Genomic DNA, 16,515 nt, shown 5'->3' with positions numbered 1-16,515 from the left:
GAGGCGCCGCCCCCCCACGCCAGCCCTGCTTCGTCCGCCTCCCTGCGCGCCCCATCGCTGCGCAGGCGCATGGCCTGCTGGGTGTATGAAGGCATCCTGATGTTCGGGGTGGTCTTCATTTCCGGCTATCTCTTCGATTCGCTGAGCCAGTCACGCCACGCGCTGGACCTCCGCGCGCTGCGCATGGGATTCCTGTTCGTGGTCTTCGGCATCTATTTCACCTGGTTCTGGGCCAAGGGCCAGACGCTGGCCATGAAGACCTGGCACATCCGGCTGCGGGACCGCCACGGCGCCCAGGTGACGCAGGCACGGGCGCTCTGGCGCTACGTGCTGAGCTGGCTGTGGTTCCTGCCACCGCTCGCCATCGTCGGCCCGCTGGGGCTGGGTGCGGGCGAGATCACCGTCATCGCCCTGGGCTGGGTGGCCGTCTGGGCCCTCCTCAGCCGCTTCCATCCGCAGCGCCAGTTCTGGCACGATGCCTGGGCAGGCACCCGGCTGGTGCAGGCCTGACGGCGGAAACCCGGCCGGCACCGCCTGCCGGCCCCTGGTCCAGTGCCGCGGCGCCGTCATGGCCCGCCGCGATACTGCCGGGTCACCTCTTCTTTTCGCATGAACGCACCGATTTTCGACAATCCCCACAAGGCCCGGCGTGGGCTCGGCCGGATCTGGCACGCGGCCATCCATTCCTGCCACGGCCTGCAGGCCGGCTGGTCCGAGAAGGCTTTCCGGCTCGAGGCCATCCTGGCGTGCATCCTGCTTCCGCTGGCGTTCTGGATCGCGCGCAGCTGGGTGGAGGCAGCGCTGCTGTGCGGCAGCGTGGTGCTCGTGCTGATCACGGAGCTGCTGAATTCCGCCGTCGAGGCCGCGATCGACCGCATCGGGCCGGAATGGCATGCGCTGTCCAAGCGCGCCAAGGACATGGGCAGCGCCGCCGTGCTGCTGGGCCTGGTCTTCTGTGCCGCGGTATGGGCCGCGGCGTTGTTCCAGAGGTTCTACGGATGAAAGATCCCGCTTTTTCCCTGTGTGTGTATCTCGGTTCGCGCCCCGGCGGGAACCCGGCTTTTGCCGATGCGGCCGTGGCCGTGGGCGAATGGATCGGCCGCCACGGCGGGCAGCTGGTGTACGGCGGTGGCCGCAGCGGGCTGATGGGCACGGTGGCCGAGGCCACGCGCCAAGCCGGCGGGCGGGTCGTGGGCATCATCCCGCAGGCCCTGGTGGACAAGGAGCTGGCCAACCAGGCCTGCGACGAATTGCATATCGTGCAGACCATGCACGAGCGCAAGGCGATGATGGCCGAACGCTGCGATGCCTTCGTCGCCCTGCCCGGAGGCATCGGCACGTTCGAGGAGCTTTTCGAGGTCTGGACCTGGCGCCAGCTCGGCTACCACGACAAGCCGCTGGGCCTGCTCGACGTGGACGGATACTACGGCGGGTTGCTCGACTTCCTGCAGCATAGCGTGCGCAGCGGCCTGATGAGCGACTGGCAGATGGGGCTGCTGTCGGTAGGCTCCGACCCCGACGCGCTGCTGCGCACGCTGGTGGAAACCGCCGGCACCCGCCAGGATACCGTGCCGCTGCGCACGGTGATCTGACGGCAGGAGGCGTCAGGCGCGCCCCGGCACCGGAAAATGCCTCTGCCTCAGACGGCCGCGTCGTCGAGGTCGCCCGTGCGGATGCGCACCACCCGCTCGACTTCCGTTACGAAGATCTTGCCGTCGCCGATCTTCCCGGTGCGCGCCGCAGTGACGATCGCATCCACGCAGCGGTCCACGTCCTCGCTCCTGACCACGACCTCCACCTTCACCTTGGGCAGGAAGTCCACCACGTATTCGGCGCCGCGGTAGAGCTCGGTGTGGCCCTTCTGCCGGCCGAAACCCTTGACCTCCGTCACCGTGAGGCCGGTGACGCCGCATTCGGCCAGCGCCTCGCGGACCTCTTCGAGCTTGAAGGGCTTGATGACGGCGGTAATCATTTTCATGGCGGGAACTCCTCGAAACGTGATGCCGGCGGACGCTGCCGGGCCCTGGGGGCCGCCGCTGCGCCGCGGACGGATGCTCACGGGCCGTCAGGCCCGGAAACGGTTGGTGATCGGATAGCGCCAGTCCTTGCCGAAGCTGCGGCGGGTGACGCGGATGCCGACGGGGGCTTGCCGGCGCTTGTACTCGTTGACCTGGATGAGCCGGGTGACGCGCTCGACGTCCGCGCGCGCATAGCCTGCGGCGATGATGGACTCGATGGGCTCGTCGTTTTCCATGTAGCGCCCGACGATGGCGTCCAGCACGTCGTAGGGCGGCAGGCTGTCCTGGTCCTTCTGGTCCGGCCGCAGTTCGGCACTCGGCGGGCGGGTGATGATGCGTTCGGGAATGGGCGAGGCGCCGGTGCCGAAGGGGTCGTGCGCATTGCGCCAGCGGGCCAGGCCATAGACGGCCGTCTTGGCCACGTCCTTGATGACCGCGAAGCCGCCGGCCATGTCGCCGTAGAGCGTGCAGTAGCCCGTGGCCATTTCGCTCTTGTTGCCGGTGGTGAGCACGACCGAGCCGAACTTGTTGGACAGCGCCATGAGCAGCGTGCCGCGGATGCGCGCCTGCAGGTTTTCCTCGGTGGCGTCTTCCGCGCGCCCGGCGAACTCGGATGCGAGCGCGGCCTTGAAGGCCTCGAACTGCGGGGCGATGGCGATCTCGTCGTAGCGCACGCCGAGCCGCTCGGCCATGTCGCGCGCGTCGATCCAGCTGATGTCGGCCGTATAGGGCGAGGGCATCATCACCGCGCGCACCTTGTCGGCGCCGAGTGCATCCACCGCGATGGCGAGCACCAGCGCGGAATCGATGCCGCCGGACAGGCCCAGCAGCACGCCCGGGAACCCGTTCTTGCCCACGTAGTCGCGCACGCCCAGCACCAGTGCGCTCCAGAGGTCGGCCTCCGGCGCAGGAATGGGCGCCACGTCGGGTTCGAAACGGAGCACGCCGTCCCCGGCATGCGCCACCACCCGCACCAGCGCCTCGGTGAAGCCCGGAGCGCGGACGCCGACGAAGCCGTTGGCATCCAGCGCGAACGAACGGCCTTCGAAGACCACCTCGTCCTGTCCGCCCACCAGGTGGGCATAGACCAGGGGCAGCCCCGTTTCCGCAACCCGCTCGCGCATGATCTGTTCGCGCTCCGCGCTCTTGCCCAGGTGGAAGGGCGAGGCGTTCAGCGTCGCGAGCAACTGGGCACCCGCCTGCGCCGCGCGGGCCGCCGGCCCGGGGAACCATGCGTCCTCGCAGATCAGCAGCCCGACGCGCACGCCCTGCACGTCGAACACGCAGGGTTGCGTGCCCGGGTCGAAATACCGCTGCTCGTCGAACACGGCGTAGTTGGGCAGTTCCTGCTTGGCGTAGGTCTGCTCGATGCGCCCGCCACGCAGCACGCTGGCGGCGTTGTGGCACCGCTCGGCACCACCGGCCACGCTGCGCCACGGGTGGCCGACCACCACCGCCAGGTCACCGCATGCCGACGTGGCCTGCGCGATGTCCTGCAGCGCCCGGTCGCAGGCATCGAGGAATGCGGGACGCAGGAAGAGATCCTCGGCGGCGTAGCCGCACAGGGCCAGTTCGGGGGTGAGCAGCAACGCGGCGCCCTGGGCGTGGGCTTCGTGGGCGGCAGAGATGATCTTGCGGGCATTGCCTTCGACATCGCCGACGATGAAGTTGAATTGCGCGATGCTGATGACGAATGGCATGGAAAGGCTGCGGGAAAGGACTCGGGAGATTATGTCATCCGTACCCGCCACGTACGGCGCGCCACGTTATCCCCGCGTACGCTGGACAACTCTGTGGATAAGCCGTGGCTTGCGCTGTAGGACGCGGGTAAACCCTTGTGACGATTACAGATTTATTGCAGTGCCGTCTTTTTAGGCAGTGGATCGGGCATCTCCACGGCGGGCGGGGGAGATCGCTTTTGCGCCATCATGGACAGGCGGCCTTCCCGCAGTGAAGGCCATCGCCCTTCCCTGCCTCCACCTTCGGACCACCCCGTGAGTGCCTCTGACGATCTTCCGCCATCCCCCGGCGACTACACCCTGCAATGCCATGGCTCGCCCGATGGCGTGGATGCCAGGGAATGGGACGCCCTGCTGCAGGCCCAGGATGCACCGACGCCGTTCATGCGGCACGCCTACCTGGCGGCGTTGCATGACAGCGGCAGCGCGGTGCCGGAATCCGGCTGGTCCCCGGTGTTCTGCACGCTGCACCGGTCCGGCGTGCTGGTGGGCGCGTGCGTGTTGTACGCGAAGCCCCATTCCTATGGAGAGTACGTTTTCGACCACGCCTGGGCCCACGCGTACGCCCGGCATGGCGTGGAGTACTACCCCAAGGCGGTGGTCGCGGTACCGTTCACTCCGGTGCCCGGTGCACGGCTGCTGGCGGTGGACGACGCCGCGCGCGAGGTGCTCGTCCGGGCGCTGGTGCAGTGGTGCGGGGAAGCGGGCATGTCGTCGCTGCACCTGCTGTTCGCCGCGCCGCAGGACGTGGAGGCCGCCCGCGCGGCAGGGCTGATGCTGCGGCAGACGGTGCAGTTCCACTGGCGCAATGCCGATCCGGCCACGGGCTCGGCCTTCGCCACCTTCGACGCATTCCTCGCGACGCTCTCGCAGGACAAGCGCAAGAAGATCCGACAGGAGCGCCGCCGCGTAGCGGACGCCGGCGTGACATTCCGCTGGGCACGCGGCAGCGGCATCAGCCCGCAGGACTGGGATTTCTTCTACCGGTGCTACGAGCGCACCTATTGGGAACACGGCAATCCGCCGTATCTCACGCGCGATTTCTTCCACCGGATGGAGCGCGACATGCCCGAGGCCTGGCTGCTCTTCGTGGCGGAGCGCGATGGCGAGCCGATCGCCTGCAGCCTGGTCGCACTGGGGGAGGATGCGGGCCCGCACGGCCGCACGGTGGCGTACGGGCGCTACTGGGGGGCGCTGGAGCGTGTGGACTGCCTGCATTTCGAGGCTTGCTATTACCAGCCGCTGGCCTGGTGCATCGCGCATGGCGCCGGCCGCTTCGAGGGCGGCGCGCAGGGCGAGCACAAGATGGCCCGGGCACTGATGCCGGTGGCGACATCCAGCGCACACTGGCTGGCGCATCCCGGGTTCGCGGCGGCGGTGGAGGATTTCCTGCACCGCGAAGGCCGGGGCGTGCAGGGCTACCTGCAGGAACTGGAGGCGCACAGTCCCTTCCGGTCTGCGGACAGCTTGCAGCACCGGGACTGAGGGATGCCCGGCGGACCGCCGGGCGGATGGTGTCAGTTGGCCGCGACGGAGCGCACGAGGCCCATCTCGGAGCTGCTCAGCAGCGATTCGATGTCCATGACGATCAGCATGCGCTCGCCCAGCGTGGCGATGCCGGTGACGAAGGCGGAATCCACCTGGCCCTGGAACTGCGGAGCGGGACGGATCGCCTCGGCGGAGAGTTCCACCACGTCCGCCACTGCATCCACCACCGCGCCCAGGACCGTCCCGCCGACGTTCAGGATGATGACGACGGTGAAGTCGGTGTACTCGGCCTGCGCGCAGTTGAGCTTCAGGCGCAGGTCCACGATGGGAACGATCACGCCGCGCAGGTCGATCACGCCCTTGATGAATTCCGGCGCATGCGCCATGCGCGTCGGCTGCTCGTAGGAGCGGATTTCCTGCACGCGCAGGATGTCGATGCCGTATTCCTCCTGGCCCAGGCGGAAGGTCAGGTACTCCGCGGGAGGAGTGGCGGCTTGGGCTCCCGAGCGGTGCTGGGCGGCAGAAGGGGTGGACAGCATGGCGGATCCTTTGGTGAAGCGGTCAGGTGCGGGGCCGGGCTACGCGATCCGGCACGTTTATCACATTGTCGGCGCAAAATGGTAGCCCGTCGTTACTTGTGGTCACATTTAAGCATTTTCCCACCCTGCGGACTGTCGGAACACATCCCGACCGCTTGCCGTTGCGAAGGCCCCACGGCAGCGTAAGAGTCAGGCCGACAGCAGCTTCACGCCGGTCTTGGCCTGCAGCGCCTCGAAGTCCACGCCCGGCGCCAGTTCCACGACCTGCAGGCCCTCGGGCGTCACGTCCATGACGGCCAGGTCGGTGATGATGCGATCGACCACGCCGACGCCCGTCAGGGGCAGCGTGCAGGCCGGCAGGATCTTCAGGTCTTCAGTACCGTCCTTCTTGCGGGCCACGTGCTCCATGAGCACGATCACGCGCTTGACGCCGGCCACGAGATCCATGGCGCCGCCCATGCCCTTGACCATCTTGCCCGGGATCATCCAGTTGGCCAGGTCGCCCTTCTCGCTGACCTGCATGGCCCCCAGGATCGAGAGGTTGATCTTGCCGCCGCGGATCATGGCGAACGACTGGTCGCTGCCGAAGATGGACGAACCGGGAATGGTGGTCACGGTCTGCTTGCCGGCGTTGATGAGGTCGGCGTCCACCGCGTCCTCGGTCGGGAACGGGCCGATGCCCAGCATGCCGTTCTCGGACTGCAGCCACACTTCCTTGTCGCCGGTGTGGTTGGCCACCAGCGTGGGAATGCCGATGCCGAGGTTCACGTAGAAGCCGTCTTCCAGTTCCTGCGCCGCGCGCGCGGCCATCTGGTCTTGGGTCCAGGGCATCTCAGGCTCCTTCTTTCTTGTTGGCGGGCACGGTGGGCACCACGGGAATGTCGGCCGCGACGGCGGCCTGGGCGATCACGGCCTGGGCCTCGACCTTGGCGGCGACGGCATCGACGGGCGCGGCGGCGCTCACGGTGCGCTTTTCGATGCGTTTCTCAGGGTTCGGGTTGTGCACGATGCGGTGCACGTAGATGCCGGGCAGGTGCACGTCGTCCGGGGCGATCTCGCCGGTCTCGACGACCTCCTCCACCTCGACGATGCAGAGCTTGCCTGCCGTGGCCGCTGCCGGATTGAAGTTGCGCGCCGTGAGGCGGAACTGCAGGTTGCCCGACTTGTCGGCCCGGTGCGCCTTGACCAGCGACACGTCAGGCACGAGGGAGCGCTCCATCACGTAGGTTTCGCCATCGAACTCGCGCAGTTCCTTGCCCTCGGCCACCATGGTGCCCACGCCGGTCTTGGTGAAGAAGGCCGGGATGCCCGCGCCGCCGGCGCGCAGCTTCTCGGCCAGCGTGCCCTGGGGCGTGAATTCCAGCTCCAGTTCCCCCGCGAGGTACTGGCGCTCGAACTCCTTGTTCTCGCCCACGTAGGAGGAGATCATCTTTTTGATCTGCCGCGTCTCCAGCAGCTTGCCCAGGCCGAAGCCGTCCACGCCGGCGTTGTTGGAGATCACGGTGAGGCCCTTCACGCCGCTGTCGCGCAGGGCGTCGATCAGCGCTTCGGGGATGCCGCAGAGCCCGAAACCGCCGACGGCCAGCATCTGGCCGTCGGCCACGACGCCCTTGAGCGCCTCGGCCGCGGAGGGGAAAAGCTTGTTCACTTGGAGACTCCTCAACAACAAGGTGGATGGCCGCTACGATACTACGTATATCGTTACGTAGTTTTCCCTAAATACTTCCATGGATGTCGCCGATTACCGCCTCGCGTTCGACATGGCCCCGGTGGGCCTGGTCATCTCGCGCAACCGCACCATGGTGGACTGCAACCGCCAGGTGTGCGAGATGTTCGGCGCCTCTCGCGAGGTGCTGATCGGCCAGTCCTTCCGCATTCTCTACCCCAGTGCCGACGAGTACGAGCGCCTGGGCCGGCGCATGGAGCCCATCCTGAATGCGAAGGGCCACTACGCGGACAACCGCATCATGCGCCGGACCAGCGGCGAGGTGTTCTGGTGCCACGTATCGGGCCGGGCGCTCAACCGGGAAGACCCGCACGAATCGGGGATCTGGAGCTTCGAGGACCTGAGTTCGCAGCGCCCGGTGAAGGCCGAACTCACGGGCCGCGAACGCGAGGTGGCCGCGCGGCTGCTGGACGGAATGACCTCCAAGGAGATCGGCCGGGCGCTGGACATCAGCCACCGCACGGTGGAGATCTACCGGGCGCGCCTGATGCGCAAGTACGGCGCCTCGACCGCGGCCGATCTGGTGCAGAAATTGATGGTTGGCTGAGGGCGGGGAGCGGGCCGGACAACACTTGGTTGCATTTGCTCCCCTGTGGTGGGGTTCGTAACTACCGGGCTGGCAGATACCTTTCGCGCCTTCCCCACCCACGGCCCTCCTATCGCCATGACCCATTCTGTTGCATCCCTCCGGAAGGCCGCGGCCTTCGCCGCGTTCGCCGCATTCGCCGCGGCATCCCTCACTGCCTGCGGCGGTGGTGGTGGCGGTGGCGAGCTGACCCCGGCGCCTGGAAGCTCGCCCTCGCCCTCGCCCTCGCCTTCCCCATCTCCCTCTCCGTCCCCTTCCCCTTCGCCATCTCCATCGCCGTCCCCTTCTCCGTCGCCGGCACCGGCACCCGCGCCGTCCGCTGGCAGTTCCGCCGCCTGCTACAACGTGGCGGACTACAACGAAGGCACCGTGCTCGTGGAGGAAGGCATCGGCAGGATGCAGGGCCAGGCCGATATCGCGTTCACGCGCACGACCACCACCGGTGCCCGGCAGGACTTCGCCGGTGCGCGTCCGGTGATGTTCATACCGCGCTCCAATGTCGAACAAGGAGACAACCGGGAGTTCCGCGATCTCGTGAACGGCAACGAGCTGGTCTATGGTGTGGTTTCGGACCTGTCCACGCAGGTCACGACCCTGGTGAACGACCCACCCATCTCCACGCCCATCGACATGCGTCCCGGGCAGACCGTAGAACGCAATTACACGTCCCGGACCACGATCGTCGCGAAAGCGGATAACAGCACGACGACGTTCACTTCCACTGTGCAGGAACGCTTCACTTACGTCGGCCTGCAGACGCTGCAGACCGCGATGGGCACGTTCAACGTCTGCAAGTTCAACACGGACCAGGTCATAGTCTCCGCGACCGATGGCACGGTGCAGGCCAACTACCAGCTGTGGGTAGCGGCGGACGGCCCGTATCGCGGTCGCACCCTCAAAACCGCCGACTCGGCGTCGAACGGCGTTCCCTCGACGGTCGAGATGACCAAGATCACCTACACCTCGAAGTGATGGCAGGCCGCGGGCCCGGCTCGGGCCCGGGCCGCGTCAATGCAGCTTGAGCCGGCCGGACACGCGCTGCTGCAGCAGCCGTGCCAGGGCCAGCACCACCGTCTTGCCGGTGCCCAGGATGGCGCGGTGGTGGTTCAGGTGCAGGGAGATGTACATCCACTTGGCGATCAGGCCTTCGACGAAGAAGTTGCGCCCGCCGAGCCCGCCCATGAGGTTGCCCACGCCCTTGTTGTCGCCCAGCGAGACCAGGGAGCCGAAATCCTTGTACACGAAGGGCGCGGCCACTTCCTGCTCGCGCAGCAGCGCGCCCAGCACCTTGGCCAGGTAGTCGGCCTGCTGGTGCGCGGCCTGCGCGCGGGCGGGCACGGTCTTGCCATCGACCCACGGGCAGGCGGCGCAGTCGCCGAAGGCCAGCACGTCGGGCGCCGAGGTACGCAGGCGGTCGTCCACGATGAACTGGTTGAGCCGGTTCACCTCCAGGCCCAGGCGGGCATTGCCCTCCGCCGCCTTGATGCCGGCGGCCCAGACCACCATGTCCGCAGGAATCTCTCCGTTGGGGGTGACCAGGGCGCCACGGCGGATCTCGGTCACGCGCGTGCCGGTGAGCACCTGCACCTGCTTGCGCCGCAGCGCCACTTCGGCCTGCGCGGAAATCTTCTCGGGCAGGCCGCCCAGGATGCGGCTGCCACCTTCGACCAGGGTGATGTCCAGGCGAAAGCGCTGGCTGCTGCCCAGGCTTTCGAGCAGTTCGGCATAGGCTTCCAGCAATTCCGCGGACAGCTCCACGCCCGTCGCGCCCGCGCCCACGATGGCGATCGACAGTGCCCGGCTTTCGGAAAACGAGGCCCGCGCGCAGGCGCCCAGCCAGTCGGTATGGAAGCGCTGCGCATCGCGCACGTTCTCGAGCAGGTAGGCATGCTCGATGCCGGGCGTGCCGAAAGCGTTGGAGCCACTGCCGATGGCCAGCACCAGGCGGGTGTAGCTCACCGTGCGGCGCGGCACCAGCAGCTCGCCCTCGGCGTTGCGGATCTCGCCCAGCTCGATGGTCTTGCGCGCCGTGTCCAGCCCCACCAGGTCGCCGATGGCGAAGCCGAAATGGTTGCGCCGTGCCAGCACGGGGTAGGACAGTCCTTCCTGGTGGGCGTCCAGCGTGCCGGCGGCCACCTCGTGCAGGGTGGGCTTCCAGATGTGGAAAGGCGAACGGTCCACCAGCAGCACGCGTTCGCGGCCCTGCTTCGCACCGAGGCTGCGCCCGAGGCGCGCTGCCAGTTCCAGCCCGCCGGCCCCGCCGCCCACGATCACGATGTCGGAATGCATGAAATGGCTCTCCAGTGATGCAATGTCCGAGTCTATTGCGGCAAACCCTGATTTGCCATCCACGCCGGCCATGCCGGACGGAATGCCAGGGTTTGGTCAGCGCGCCGCGCCGGACGGCAGCGGCAGGGTCTTGCCGTTGAGCGTCAACTGGCCCGGCTGCAGCTGGATCGCGCTGGTCAGGAACTCGCCCTCCTGGAGCAGGTAGCCCGACGACTGGGCCATCGCCACCATGGCATCCACGTCCTGCGCCTGGGCACCGGGCCGGCCCGTGGACTGCATCAGCGGCAGCGCCCAGGCCTTGGGCACCCGCGCCGTGGCCTGCAGCACCGAGGTTTTCATCAAGGCCGACATCCAGCCCGCCTGCGCCACCTCAGCGTCGGAAGGCGCGCGCTTCACTTCGCCGCCGTATTCAAGCTGGCCCGTCTGGCCCTGGTAGGTCGCCTTCATCTTCATCGAGTAGGCGGGAAGGGCCTGGACCAGGCGCGGCGCGTTCTCCATCAGCACGGCCGTTCCCCGCTGCTCCATGGTGGCCTTCGCCTCGGCGAGACCGCCCGCGCGGTAGCCATCCAGCACCATGCGCTGGAAGTTGCGGAGCGCTTCGATGCTGATGCGCTGGATCTTTTCCTCCAGGCCGATCGACTCGAAGTCGATCGCGCCGATGCGCCCAGCCGTGCTCAGCGTCGTCGTCATGCCCAGCGTGTCGTCGGTGGCATCGATGGCATACGTCCCTGCGACGTTCCTGAGGTCCAGCGTGTGCCGGGCGTCGCCACCTGCCGCCGGATGGACGCTGGTGGCGACCCGCCCTACGCGGAAGTCGGCCTTGCCCACGCCCACGCCCCAAAGCCCGCTGATGGCGACGTTGTCGAAGCTGCCCTCCATGCCCTGCAGGGTGATCGACGTGCGGTCCACGGGCTCGGGGGACGCCGTCTCGTCGGCGTCATTCTCTTCCTCCTCCTCTTCGGCCTCCGCCTGCACGGAAGCGTCGGGGATGCCTGTCAGGCCGACTTCCGGCCAGCGAAAGTGGCCCTGGAAGTGCCTGCCGTCGCGGCCGATGGCCATGTCGTACACCATCTCCTGCCACCGCAGGGCCACGCCGTCGCCGCCCTCCGCCTCGCCGGCAGGCAGCCGCAGGTGGACATCGTGGCTGCCCGTGAGATGGTGCACGCTCGTCAGCACGGGGGCGGATGCCTTGTCCAGGTGGGCCAGGGCTTCGTCGTCCAGCCCTTCCAGCGCGAACCGGTAGTCCGCCACCGCAGCTGCGACCCGCGCGCCGGCCAGCGGGCCGTGCCGTACCACGGTGTCCACCACCAGGCGCAGCGGCGGGGAAGCAGGACGGCCCTCTTGCGCGGGCGCCCCGGCCCATTGCATCACCAGGCGTGCCTTCGATGAGAAGAATCCCTGGTCGTAATCGTTGGAGACCACCGCATCGTCGCCGAGCGCCTTGCGCAACTCGGCCACGGCATCCTGGTAGCCCGCCTGGGCGCGCTGGCCCAGGTACCAGGTCGCGCCACCGTACGCCGCTGCGACCGCCACCACCACGGCGACTGCCACTCCCACTTTCTTGTTGTCCATTCTCGATTCCGTCGCATTTAAAAAAACAGGTGCACGTGCACCGGCCGGGAGTATGCCGCCAGAACCCGGGGACTCAGGGGGAGTGGCGAGAGAAGCGGCATCGCCGGCGCGGATCCCGGACGGAAAAAAGCCCGCGGCCTTTGCAGGCAGCGGGCTTTGCGGCAGGCGGCATGGCCGCGCCGGGCGGTCAGCGCAGGTCGAAACGGTCCAGGTCCATCACCTTGGCCCAGGCGGCCACGAAGTCGCGCACGAACTTCTCCTTGGCGTCGGCGCTGGCGTACACCTCGGCCAGGGAGCGCAGAACGGAGTTGGATCCGAAGACCAGGTCGACGCGCGTGCCGGTCCACTTCTTCTCGCCGCTCTTGCGGTCGCGGCCCTCGAACAGGTCGCCCGTGGCCTTCCACTCGGTGGACATGTCCAGCAGGTTGGCGAAGAAGTCGTTCGTCAGCGCGCCGGGCGTGGCGGTGAAGACGCCGTGCGCGCTGCCGCCCACGTTGATGTTGATGGCGCGCAGGCCGCCGACGAGCACCGTCATTTCGGGCGCCGTGAGCGTCAGCAACTGGGCCTTGTCCAGCAGCAGCACCTCGGCCGGCACGCTGTAGCGGGCCTTGGTGTAGTTGCGGAAGCCATCGGCCACCGGCTCCAGCACAGCGAACGAGTCCACGTCGGTCTGGTCCTGGCGGGCATCTGCACGGCCGGGATTGAACGGCACGCTCACGGCCACGCCAGCGGCCTTGGCGGCCTGCTCCACGCCGGTTGCGCCGGCCAGCACGATCAGGTCGGCCAGCGAGACGCGCTTGTCGCCGTCGGCGCCCTTGTTGAAGTCGCGCTGGATGCCTTCGAGCACCTGCAGCACGCGGGCCAGCTGATCAGGCTGGTTGACGGCCCAGTCCTTCTGGGGGCTGAGGCGGATGCGCGCACCGTTGGCGCCGCCGCGCTTGTCGGAGCCGCGGAAGGTGGAGGCCGAGGCCCAGGCGGTACCGACCAGCTCCTGCACGGTGAGGCCCGAGGCCAGCACGCGTTCTTTGAGCGCAGCCACGTCGGCGGCATCGACCAGGTCGTGGGTGACGGCCGGGATCGGGTCCTGCCAGACCAGTTCTTCCTTCGGCACTTCGGGGCCCAGGTAACGGGCGCGCGGGCCCATGTCGCGATGCGTCAGCTTGAACCAGGCACGGGCGAAGGCTTCGGCGAAGGCCTGCGGATTTTCCAGGAAGCGGCGCGAGATCTTTTCGTAGGCCGGGTCGAACCGCAGCGACAGGTCGGTCGTGAGCATGGTCGGCACGCGCTTTTTCGACGGGTCGTGCGCATCGGGGATGGTGGCGGGCGCATTCTTGGCCTGCCACTGGTGGGCACCGGCCGGGCTCTTGGTGAGTTCCCATTCGAACTTGAACAGGTTCTCGAAGAATTCGTTGCCCCACTGGGCGGGCGTGCTGGTCCAGGTGACTTCCAAGCCGCTGGTGATGGCGTCGCCCGCCTTGCCGGAGCCGAAGCTGCTGGCCCAGCCCAGGCCCTGGTGCTCCAGGCCCGCGGCTTCGGGTTCGGGGCCCACGTGGTCGGCCGGGCCGGCGCCGTGGGTCTTGCCGAAGGTGTGACCGCCGGCGATCAGCGCGACGGTTTCCTCGTCGTCCATGGCCATGCGGGCGAAGGTTTCGCGGATGTCGTGCGCGGCGGCCACCGGGTCGGGGTTGCCTTCGGGGCCTTCGGGGTTCACGTAGATCAGGCCCATCTGCACGGCGGCCAGCGGGTTCTCGAGCACGCGCTCCTTCTCGTGGCCGTGCATTGCGGGCTCGGCCACCAGGGTGCCGTCGCCCGGCGTGCCCTTGCCATAGCGCGCATCGCCGCCCAGCCAGGTCTTCTCGCTGCCCCAGTACACGTCCTGATCGGGTTCCCAGGTGTCCTCGCGGCCGCCGGCGAAGCCGAAGGTGCGGAAGCCCATGGTTTCCAGCGCCACGTTGCCGGTCAGCACCAGCAGGTCGGCCCAGGAGATTTTCTGGCCGTACTTCTGCTTGATGGGCCAGAGCAGGCGGCGGGACTTGTCGATGTTGACGTTGTCGGGCCAGCTGTTGAGGGGGGCGAAGCGCTGCTGGCCCCGGCCCGCGCCGCCGCGGCCGTCGCCCGTGCGGTAGGTGCCGGCGGCATGCCAGGCCATGCGGACGAACTGCGGGCCGTAGTGGCCGAAGTCGGCGGGCCACCAGTCCTGTGAATCCGTCATGAGGGCGCGCAGGTCGCGCTTGAGGCCTTCGTAGTCCAGCTTCTTGAACTCCTCGGCATAATTGAAGGAGCCGCCCAAGGGATCGGTTTTGCCCGAGTGCTGGCTGAGGAGGTCGAGGCGCAGCTGGTTGGGCCACCAGTCCTTGTTGATCGTGCCACCGTTGGCAGCGGCTGCGTGGAACGGGCACTTGGTTGCGTCTTGCGTCATGGGGCACTCCTCTGTGAATGGATGAGCAATCCTATGGGGAAAGCATCAAAAGCAAAAATCAATTGATTTCATGGTTTTGATAGCTTTTTAAAACCACCCCAGTCCCATTCCAGTTCTTGGCCGTCGCTGCGGCCCTCTTTCCATGGGCGCGCCGATAGCGGCTCCTCAGCTGCAATCGCCGCGTCGTCCGCGCCGGCCCACCGTTCAGCGCGGTCCGGCGATCGCCCGGTGCAGCGGCAAGCCGGGCGACTCCATGGTGGTGCGCAGGATGCGGCCGTGCGTGGAATCCGTCACGTAGAGCGTGCGCCGGTCCTCGCCGCCGAAGGCAAGGTTGGTGGTGGAGCTGCCGGGAATGCCGCGCAGCACCCATTCGGGTTCGGCACGCCCGTTGAGTATCCACACCACGCCCAGGCCCGGGTTCGCGACGAGCACCCGACCCTGCCTGTCCACGGCGAGGCCATCCGGGCCGCTGGGGCCGTAGGACGTGAAGAACTGGCTCACCTTGGCCACGCTGCCGTCGGGCAGCAGCGGAACGCGCCAGACGCAGTTGCCGCGCGTGACCGCCAGGTACAGCACGCGGCCGTCGGGCGAGAGCGCAACGCCGTTGGGACTGGGCACGTTGTGCAGCAGCAGATCGAGCTGGCCGTTGGTGCGCAGGCGGTAGAGGCGCCCGGAAGGATCATGCAGCCCGCTCTGCCCCTGGTCGGTGAAGTAGAGATTGCCTTCCGCATCGAAGACCAGGTCGTTCACGCCCTTGAAGCGCTCGCTGTTGCGGCGCTGCAGGTACGGCGACACACGGCCGGTGGCGACGTCGAGGCGCATCAGTCCGTTCTTGTAGTCGGTGATGAGCAGCGTGCCGGCATCGAGGAACTTCATGCCGTTGGGCTCGCCGTCGTATTCGGCCACGAGGCTCCAGGCGCCCTGCGGGTCGATGCGGAAGATGCGGCCCCAGGGGATGTCGCTCACATACAGGTGGCCCGCGTCGTCGAACACCGGACCTTCGAGGAACGAGTCGGTGACGGTGCCGCCGCGATTGGCGTCGGCCCAGTCGCTGCGCTCGGGGCGGCGCAGGGATGCGGGCATGGCCGTGAAGGTTTCCAGGTCACGGATCTGGGGGGCTTGCAGCAGGAACATGGAACGGTTCGCTTTTCCTGGAAATTGTCGTTGTCGGGGTTGATCGGCCTGAAGGCGCGCAGCGCTCAGGCCTGAACGCCGAAGCCGTAGAGCCGCGCGGGGTTGTCCACCAGGATGGCATCCATGGCGGCGTCCGAGCCGGTCCAGGCCCGCAGCAGGTCCACCAGCGCCGCATCGTCCACGCTACCGGGCGCTTCGGTGGTGTGCGGCCAGTCGCTGCCCCACACCAGCCGCTGCGGTGCGGCCTGCACGAATGCGCGGCCCAGGGGGAGCGTATCGCCGTACCCCGGGCCGTGCACCGCGGAGCGCATGTAGGCGCCCGACAGTTTGACCCAGGTATTGCCGGCGTCCAGCAGCCGGCGCAGTACGGTGTATGCCGGGGCCGCGGTGCCTTCTGCCGGATCGATGCGCCCCAGGTGATCGATGACCAGCGGCACGGGCAAGGACTGCAGGAGGGGCTCCATCGCGACGATCTGCTCCGGCTGCGCGAACACCTGGATGTGCCAGCCCACGCAGTGGGGATGGCAGGCCACCTGCCGCGCCAGGCCGGCCAGCATGCCGGGCGTGGTCTCGCCCCAGGACTGCGGGGAGACGAAATTGACGCGCAGCCCCCGCACCCGGCGCGCAGCCAGGCGGGCCAGGTCGGCATCGGAAACTCCCTGCCCGACCACGGCCACGCCCCGCGCGCCATCGCCCAGCTGGTCCAGTGCGTCGAGCGTGCAGGCGTTGTCGGTGCCGTAGGTGGACGGCGTGACCACCACCGCGCGCGACGTGCCCAGTCGCTGCTGCAGTTGACGGTAGGCAGCCACCGGCGCATCGGGCGGCGTGCGCGGCCAGTGCGGCGACGGCGCGAAGCGCCGGTCGAAGATGTGCATGTGGCTGTCGCAGGCCAGCGCGGGCAGCACGTGCGATGGCCGTTTCACCCCCGCCGAATGGGGCACGGGTTCAGAAAGTTCGGGCAGGTTCATCGTGTTTCAGCGTCGGTCCGCCGCGGGCGAGCCCTGG

At 68.0% G+C, this 16,515-nt stretch carries 16 protein-coding genes; 6 read left to right on the top strand and 10 right to left on the bottom strand.

What is annotated here, in order from left to right:
- Window positions 1-69: 69 nt before the first annotated feature.
- The 3 genes from ACAV_RS10700 (at window position 70) to ACAV_RS10690 (ending at window position 1,592) form a co-directional block, all read left to right on the top strand.
- Window positions 70-510, top strand: a complete 441-nt coding sequence (locus ACAV_RS10700) for an RDD family protein (protein WP_013594591.1) — start codon at window positions 70-72, stop codon at window positions 508-510.
- Between the two features lie 99 nt (window positions 511-609).
- Entirely contained in the window at window positions 610-1,002 is a 393-nt protein-coding gene (locus ACAV_RS10695; protein ID WP_013594590.1) for a diacylglycerol kinase, read from the top strand.
- The gene (locus ACAV_RS10690) at window positions 999-1,592 is read left to right on the top strand and encodes an LOG family protein (protein WP_013594589.1); all 594 of its coding nucleotides are present in this window, start codon (window positions 999-1,001) and stop codon (window positions 1,590-1,592) included. Before ACAV_RS10695 ends, ACAV_RS10690 begins: the two co-directional genes overlap by 4 nt.
- Before the next feature lie 47 nt (window positions 1,593-1,639).
- Here the strand turns inward: ACAV_RS10690 and ACAV_RS10685 are convergent, their stop codons facing one another.
- Window positions 1,640-1,978 (bottom strand): P-II family nitrogen regulator, encoded by a 339-nt coding sequence (locus tag ACAV_RS10685; RefSeq protein WP_013594588.1) that lies wholly within the window; start codon window positions 1,976-1,978, stop codon window positions 1,640-1,642.
- Window positions 1,979-2,065: 87 nt separating this feature from the next.
- Entirely contained in the window at window positions 2,066-3,718 is a 1,653-nt protein-coding gene (locus ACAV_RS10680; RefSeq protein WP_013594587.1) for an NAD+ synthase, read from the bottom strand.
- Between the two features lie 294 nt (window positions 3,719-4,012).
- Here ACAV_RS10680 and ACAV_RS10675 point away from each other — a divergent pair, with 294 nt between their 5' ends.
- Complete coding sequence (locus tag ACAV_RS10675; RefSeq protein WP_013594586.1) at window positions 4,013-5,242, top strand: GNAT family N-acetyltransferase; 1,230 nt, start codon at window positions 4,013-4,015, stop codon at window positions 5,240-5,242.
- A 32-nt stretch (window positions 5,243-5,274) separates the two neighbouring features.
- On the opposite strand, the gene ACAV_RS10670 is transcribed toward ACAV_RS10675, so the two are convergent.
- The 3 genes from ACAV_RS10670 to ACAV_RS10660 form a co-directional block, all read right to left on the bottom strand.
- Complete coding sequence (locus tag ACAV_RS10670; protein ID WP_013594585.1) at window positions 5,275-5,784, bottom strand: chemotaxis protein CheW; 510 nt, start codon at window positions 5,782-5,784, stop codon at window positions 5,275-5,277.
- A gap of 189 nt (window positions 5,785-5,973) precedes the next feature.
- Window positions 5,974-6,615 carry a 3-oxoacid CoA-transferase subunit B gene (locus ACAV_RS10665; RefSeq protein ID WP_013594584.1) on the bottom strand — a complete coding sequence of 214 codons (642 nt, stop codon included), beginning with the start codon at window positions 6,613-6,615 and terminating at the stop codon, window positions 5,974-5,976.
- 1 nt (window position 6,616) lies between these two features.
- The gene (locus tag ACAV_RS10660) at window positions 6,617-7,432 is read right to left on the bottom strand and encodes a CoA transferase subunit A (protein ID WP_013594583.1); all 816 of its coding nucleotides are present in this window, start codon (window positions 7,430-7,432) and stop codon (window positions 6,617-6,619) included.
- 79 nt (window positions 7,433-7,511) lie between these two features.
- Here ACAV_RS10660 and ACAV_RS10655 point away from each other — a divergent pair, with 79 nt between their 5' ends.
- Both ACAV_RS10655 and ACAV_RS10650 read left to right on the top strand, forming a co-directional pair.
- Window positions 7,512-8,057, top strand: coding sequence for a PAS and helix-turn-helix domain-containing protein (locus ACAV_RS10655; RefSeq protein WP_013594582.1), 546 nt, complete (start codon window positions 7,512-7,514; stop codon window positions 8,055-8,057).
- A gap of 117 nt (window positions 8,058-8,174) precedes the next feature.
- A complete protein-coding gene (locus ACAV_RS10650; RefSeq protein WP_244875533.1) occupies window positions 8,175-9,068 on the top strand; it encodes a hypothetical protein in 894 nt (297 codons plus the stop codon).
- A gap of 36 nt (window positions 9,069-9,104) precedes the next feature.
- Here ACAV_RS10650 and ACAV_RS10645 read toward each other — a convergent pair whose 3' ends face one another.
- The 5 genes from ACAV_RS10645 to ACAV_RS10625 form a co-directional block, all read right to left on the bottom strand.
- Window positions 9,105-10,385: an NAD(P)/FAD-dependent oxidoreductase gene (locus tag ACAV_RS10645; protein ID WP_013594580.1), complete on the bottom strand. Its 1,281-nt coding sequence runs from the start codon at window positions 10,383-10,385 to the stop codon at window positions 9,105-9,107.
- A 96-nt stretch (window positions 10,386-10,481) separates the two neighbouring features.
- On the bottom strand, window positions 10,482-11,957 hold the full coding sequence (locus tag ACAV_RS10640) for a YdgA family protein (protein ID WP_013594579.1): 1,476 nt from the start codon (window positions 11,955-11,957) through the stop codon (window positions 10,482-10,484).
- Between the two features lie 187 nt (window positions 11,958-12,144).
- The gene (gene katG, locus ACAV_RS10635) at window positions 12,145-14,376 is read right to left on the bottom strand and encodes a catalase/peroxidase HPI (RefSeq protein WP_013594578.1); all 2,232 of its coding nucleotides are present in this window, start codon (window positions 14,374-14,376) and stop codon (window positions 12,145-12,147) included.
- Window positions 14,377-14,580: 204 nt separating this feature from the next.
- On the bottom strand, window positions 14,581-15,510 hold the full coding sequence (locus tag ACAV_RS10630) for an SMP-30/gluconolactonase/LRE family protein (RefSeq protein ID WP_013594577.1): 930 nt from the start codon (window positions 15,508-15,510) through the stop codon (window positions 14,581-14,583).
- 65 nt (window positions 15,511-15,575) lie between these two features.
- Window positions 15,576-16,478 carry an amidohydrolase family protein gene (locus ACAV_RS10625; RefSeq protein WP_013594576.1) on the bottom strand — a complete coding sequence of 301 codons (903 nt, stop codon included), beginning with the start codon at window positions 16,476-16,478 and terminating at the stop codon, window positions 15,576-15,578.
- Window positions 16,479-16,515 lie beyond the last annotated feature (37 nt).

The organism is Paracidovorax avenae ATCC 19860 (genome assembly GCF_000176855.2).
Classification (GTDB): domain Bacteria; phylum Pseudomonadota; class Gammaproteobacteria; order Burkholderiales; family Burkholderiaceae_C; genus Paracidovorax; species Paracidovorax avenae.
The sequence above is the reverse complement of the archived record's forward strand: the minus strand, read 5'-3'. Positions and strand labels throughout refer to the sequence as shown.

Bases quoted from the DNA above. Each gene is read 5' to 3' on its own strand.
- ACAV_RS10700 (WP_013594591.1), top strand. From the start codon at position 70: ATGGCCTGCTGGGTGTATGAAGGCATCCTGATGTTCGGGGTGGTCTTC.
- ACAV_RS10695 (WP_013594590.1), top strand. From the start codon at position 610: ATGAACGCACCGATTTTCGACAATCCCCACAAGGCCCGGCGTGGGCTC.
- ACAV_RS10690 (WP_013594589.1), top strand. From the start codon at position 999: ATGAAAGATCCCGCTTTTTCCCTGTGTGTGTATCTCGGTTCGCGCCCC.
- ACAV_RS10685 (WP_013594588.1), bottom strand. From the start codon at position 1,978: ATGAAAATGATTACCGCCGTCATCAAGCCCTTCAAGCTCGAAGAGGTC.
- ACAV_RS10680 (WP_013594587.1), bottom strand. From the start codon at position 3,718: ATGCCATTCGTCATCAGCATCGCGCAATTCAACTTCATCGTCGGCGAT.
- ACAV_RS10670 (WP_013594585.1), bottom strand. From the start codon at position 5,784: ATGCTGTCCACCCCTTCTGCCGCCCAGCACCGCTCGGGAGCCCAAGCC.
- ACAV_RS10665 (WP_013594584.1), bottom strand. From the start codon at position 6,615: ATGCCCTGGACCCAAGACCAGATGGCCGCGCGCGCGGCGCAGGAACTG.
- ACAV_RS10655 (WP_013594582.1), top strand. From the start codon at position 7,512: ATGGATGTCGCCGATTACCGCCTCGCGTTCGACATGGCCCCGGTGGGC.
- ACAV_RS10650 (WP_244875533.1), top strand. From the start codon at position 8,175: ATGACCCATTCTGTTGCATCCCTCCGGAAGGCCGCGGCCTTCGCCGCG.
- ACAV_RS10645 (WP_013594580.1), bottom strand. From the start codon at position 10,385: ATGCATTCCGACATCGTGATCGTGGGCGGCGGGGCCGGCGGGCTGGAA.
- ACAV_RS10640 (WP_013594579.1), bottom strand. From the start codon at position 11,957: ATGGACAACAAGAAAGTGGGAGTGGCAGTCGCCGTGGTGGTGGCGGTC.
- katG (WP_013594578.1), bottom strand. From the start codon at position 14,376: ATGACGCAAGACGCAACCAAGTGCCCGTTCCACGCAGCCGCTGCCAAC.
- ACAV_RS10630 (WP_013594577.1), bottom strand. From the start codon at position 15,510: ATGTTCCTGCTGCAAGCCCCCCAGATCCGTGACCTGGAAACCTTCACG.
- ACAV_RS10625 (WP_013594576.1), bottom strand. From the start codon at position 16,478: ATGAACCTGCCCGAACTTTCTGAACCCGTGCCCCATTCGGCGGGGGTG.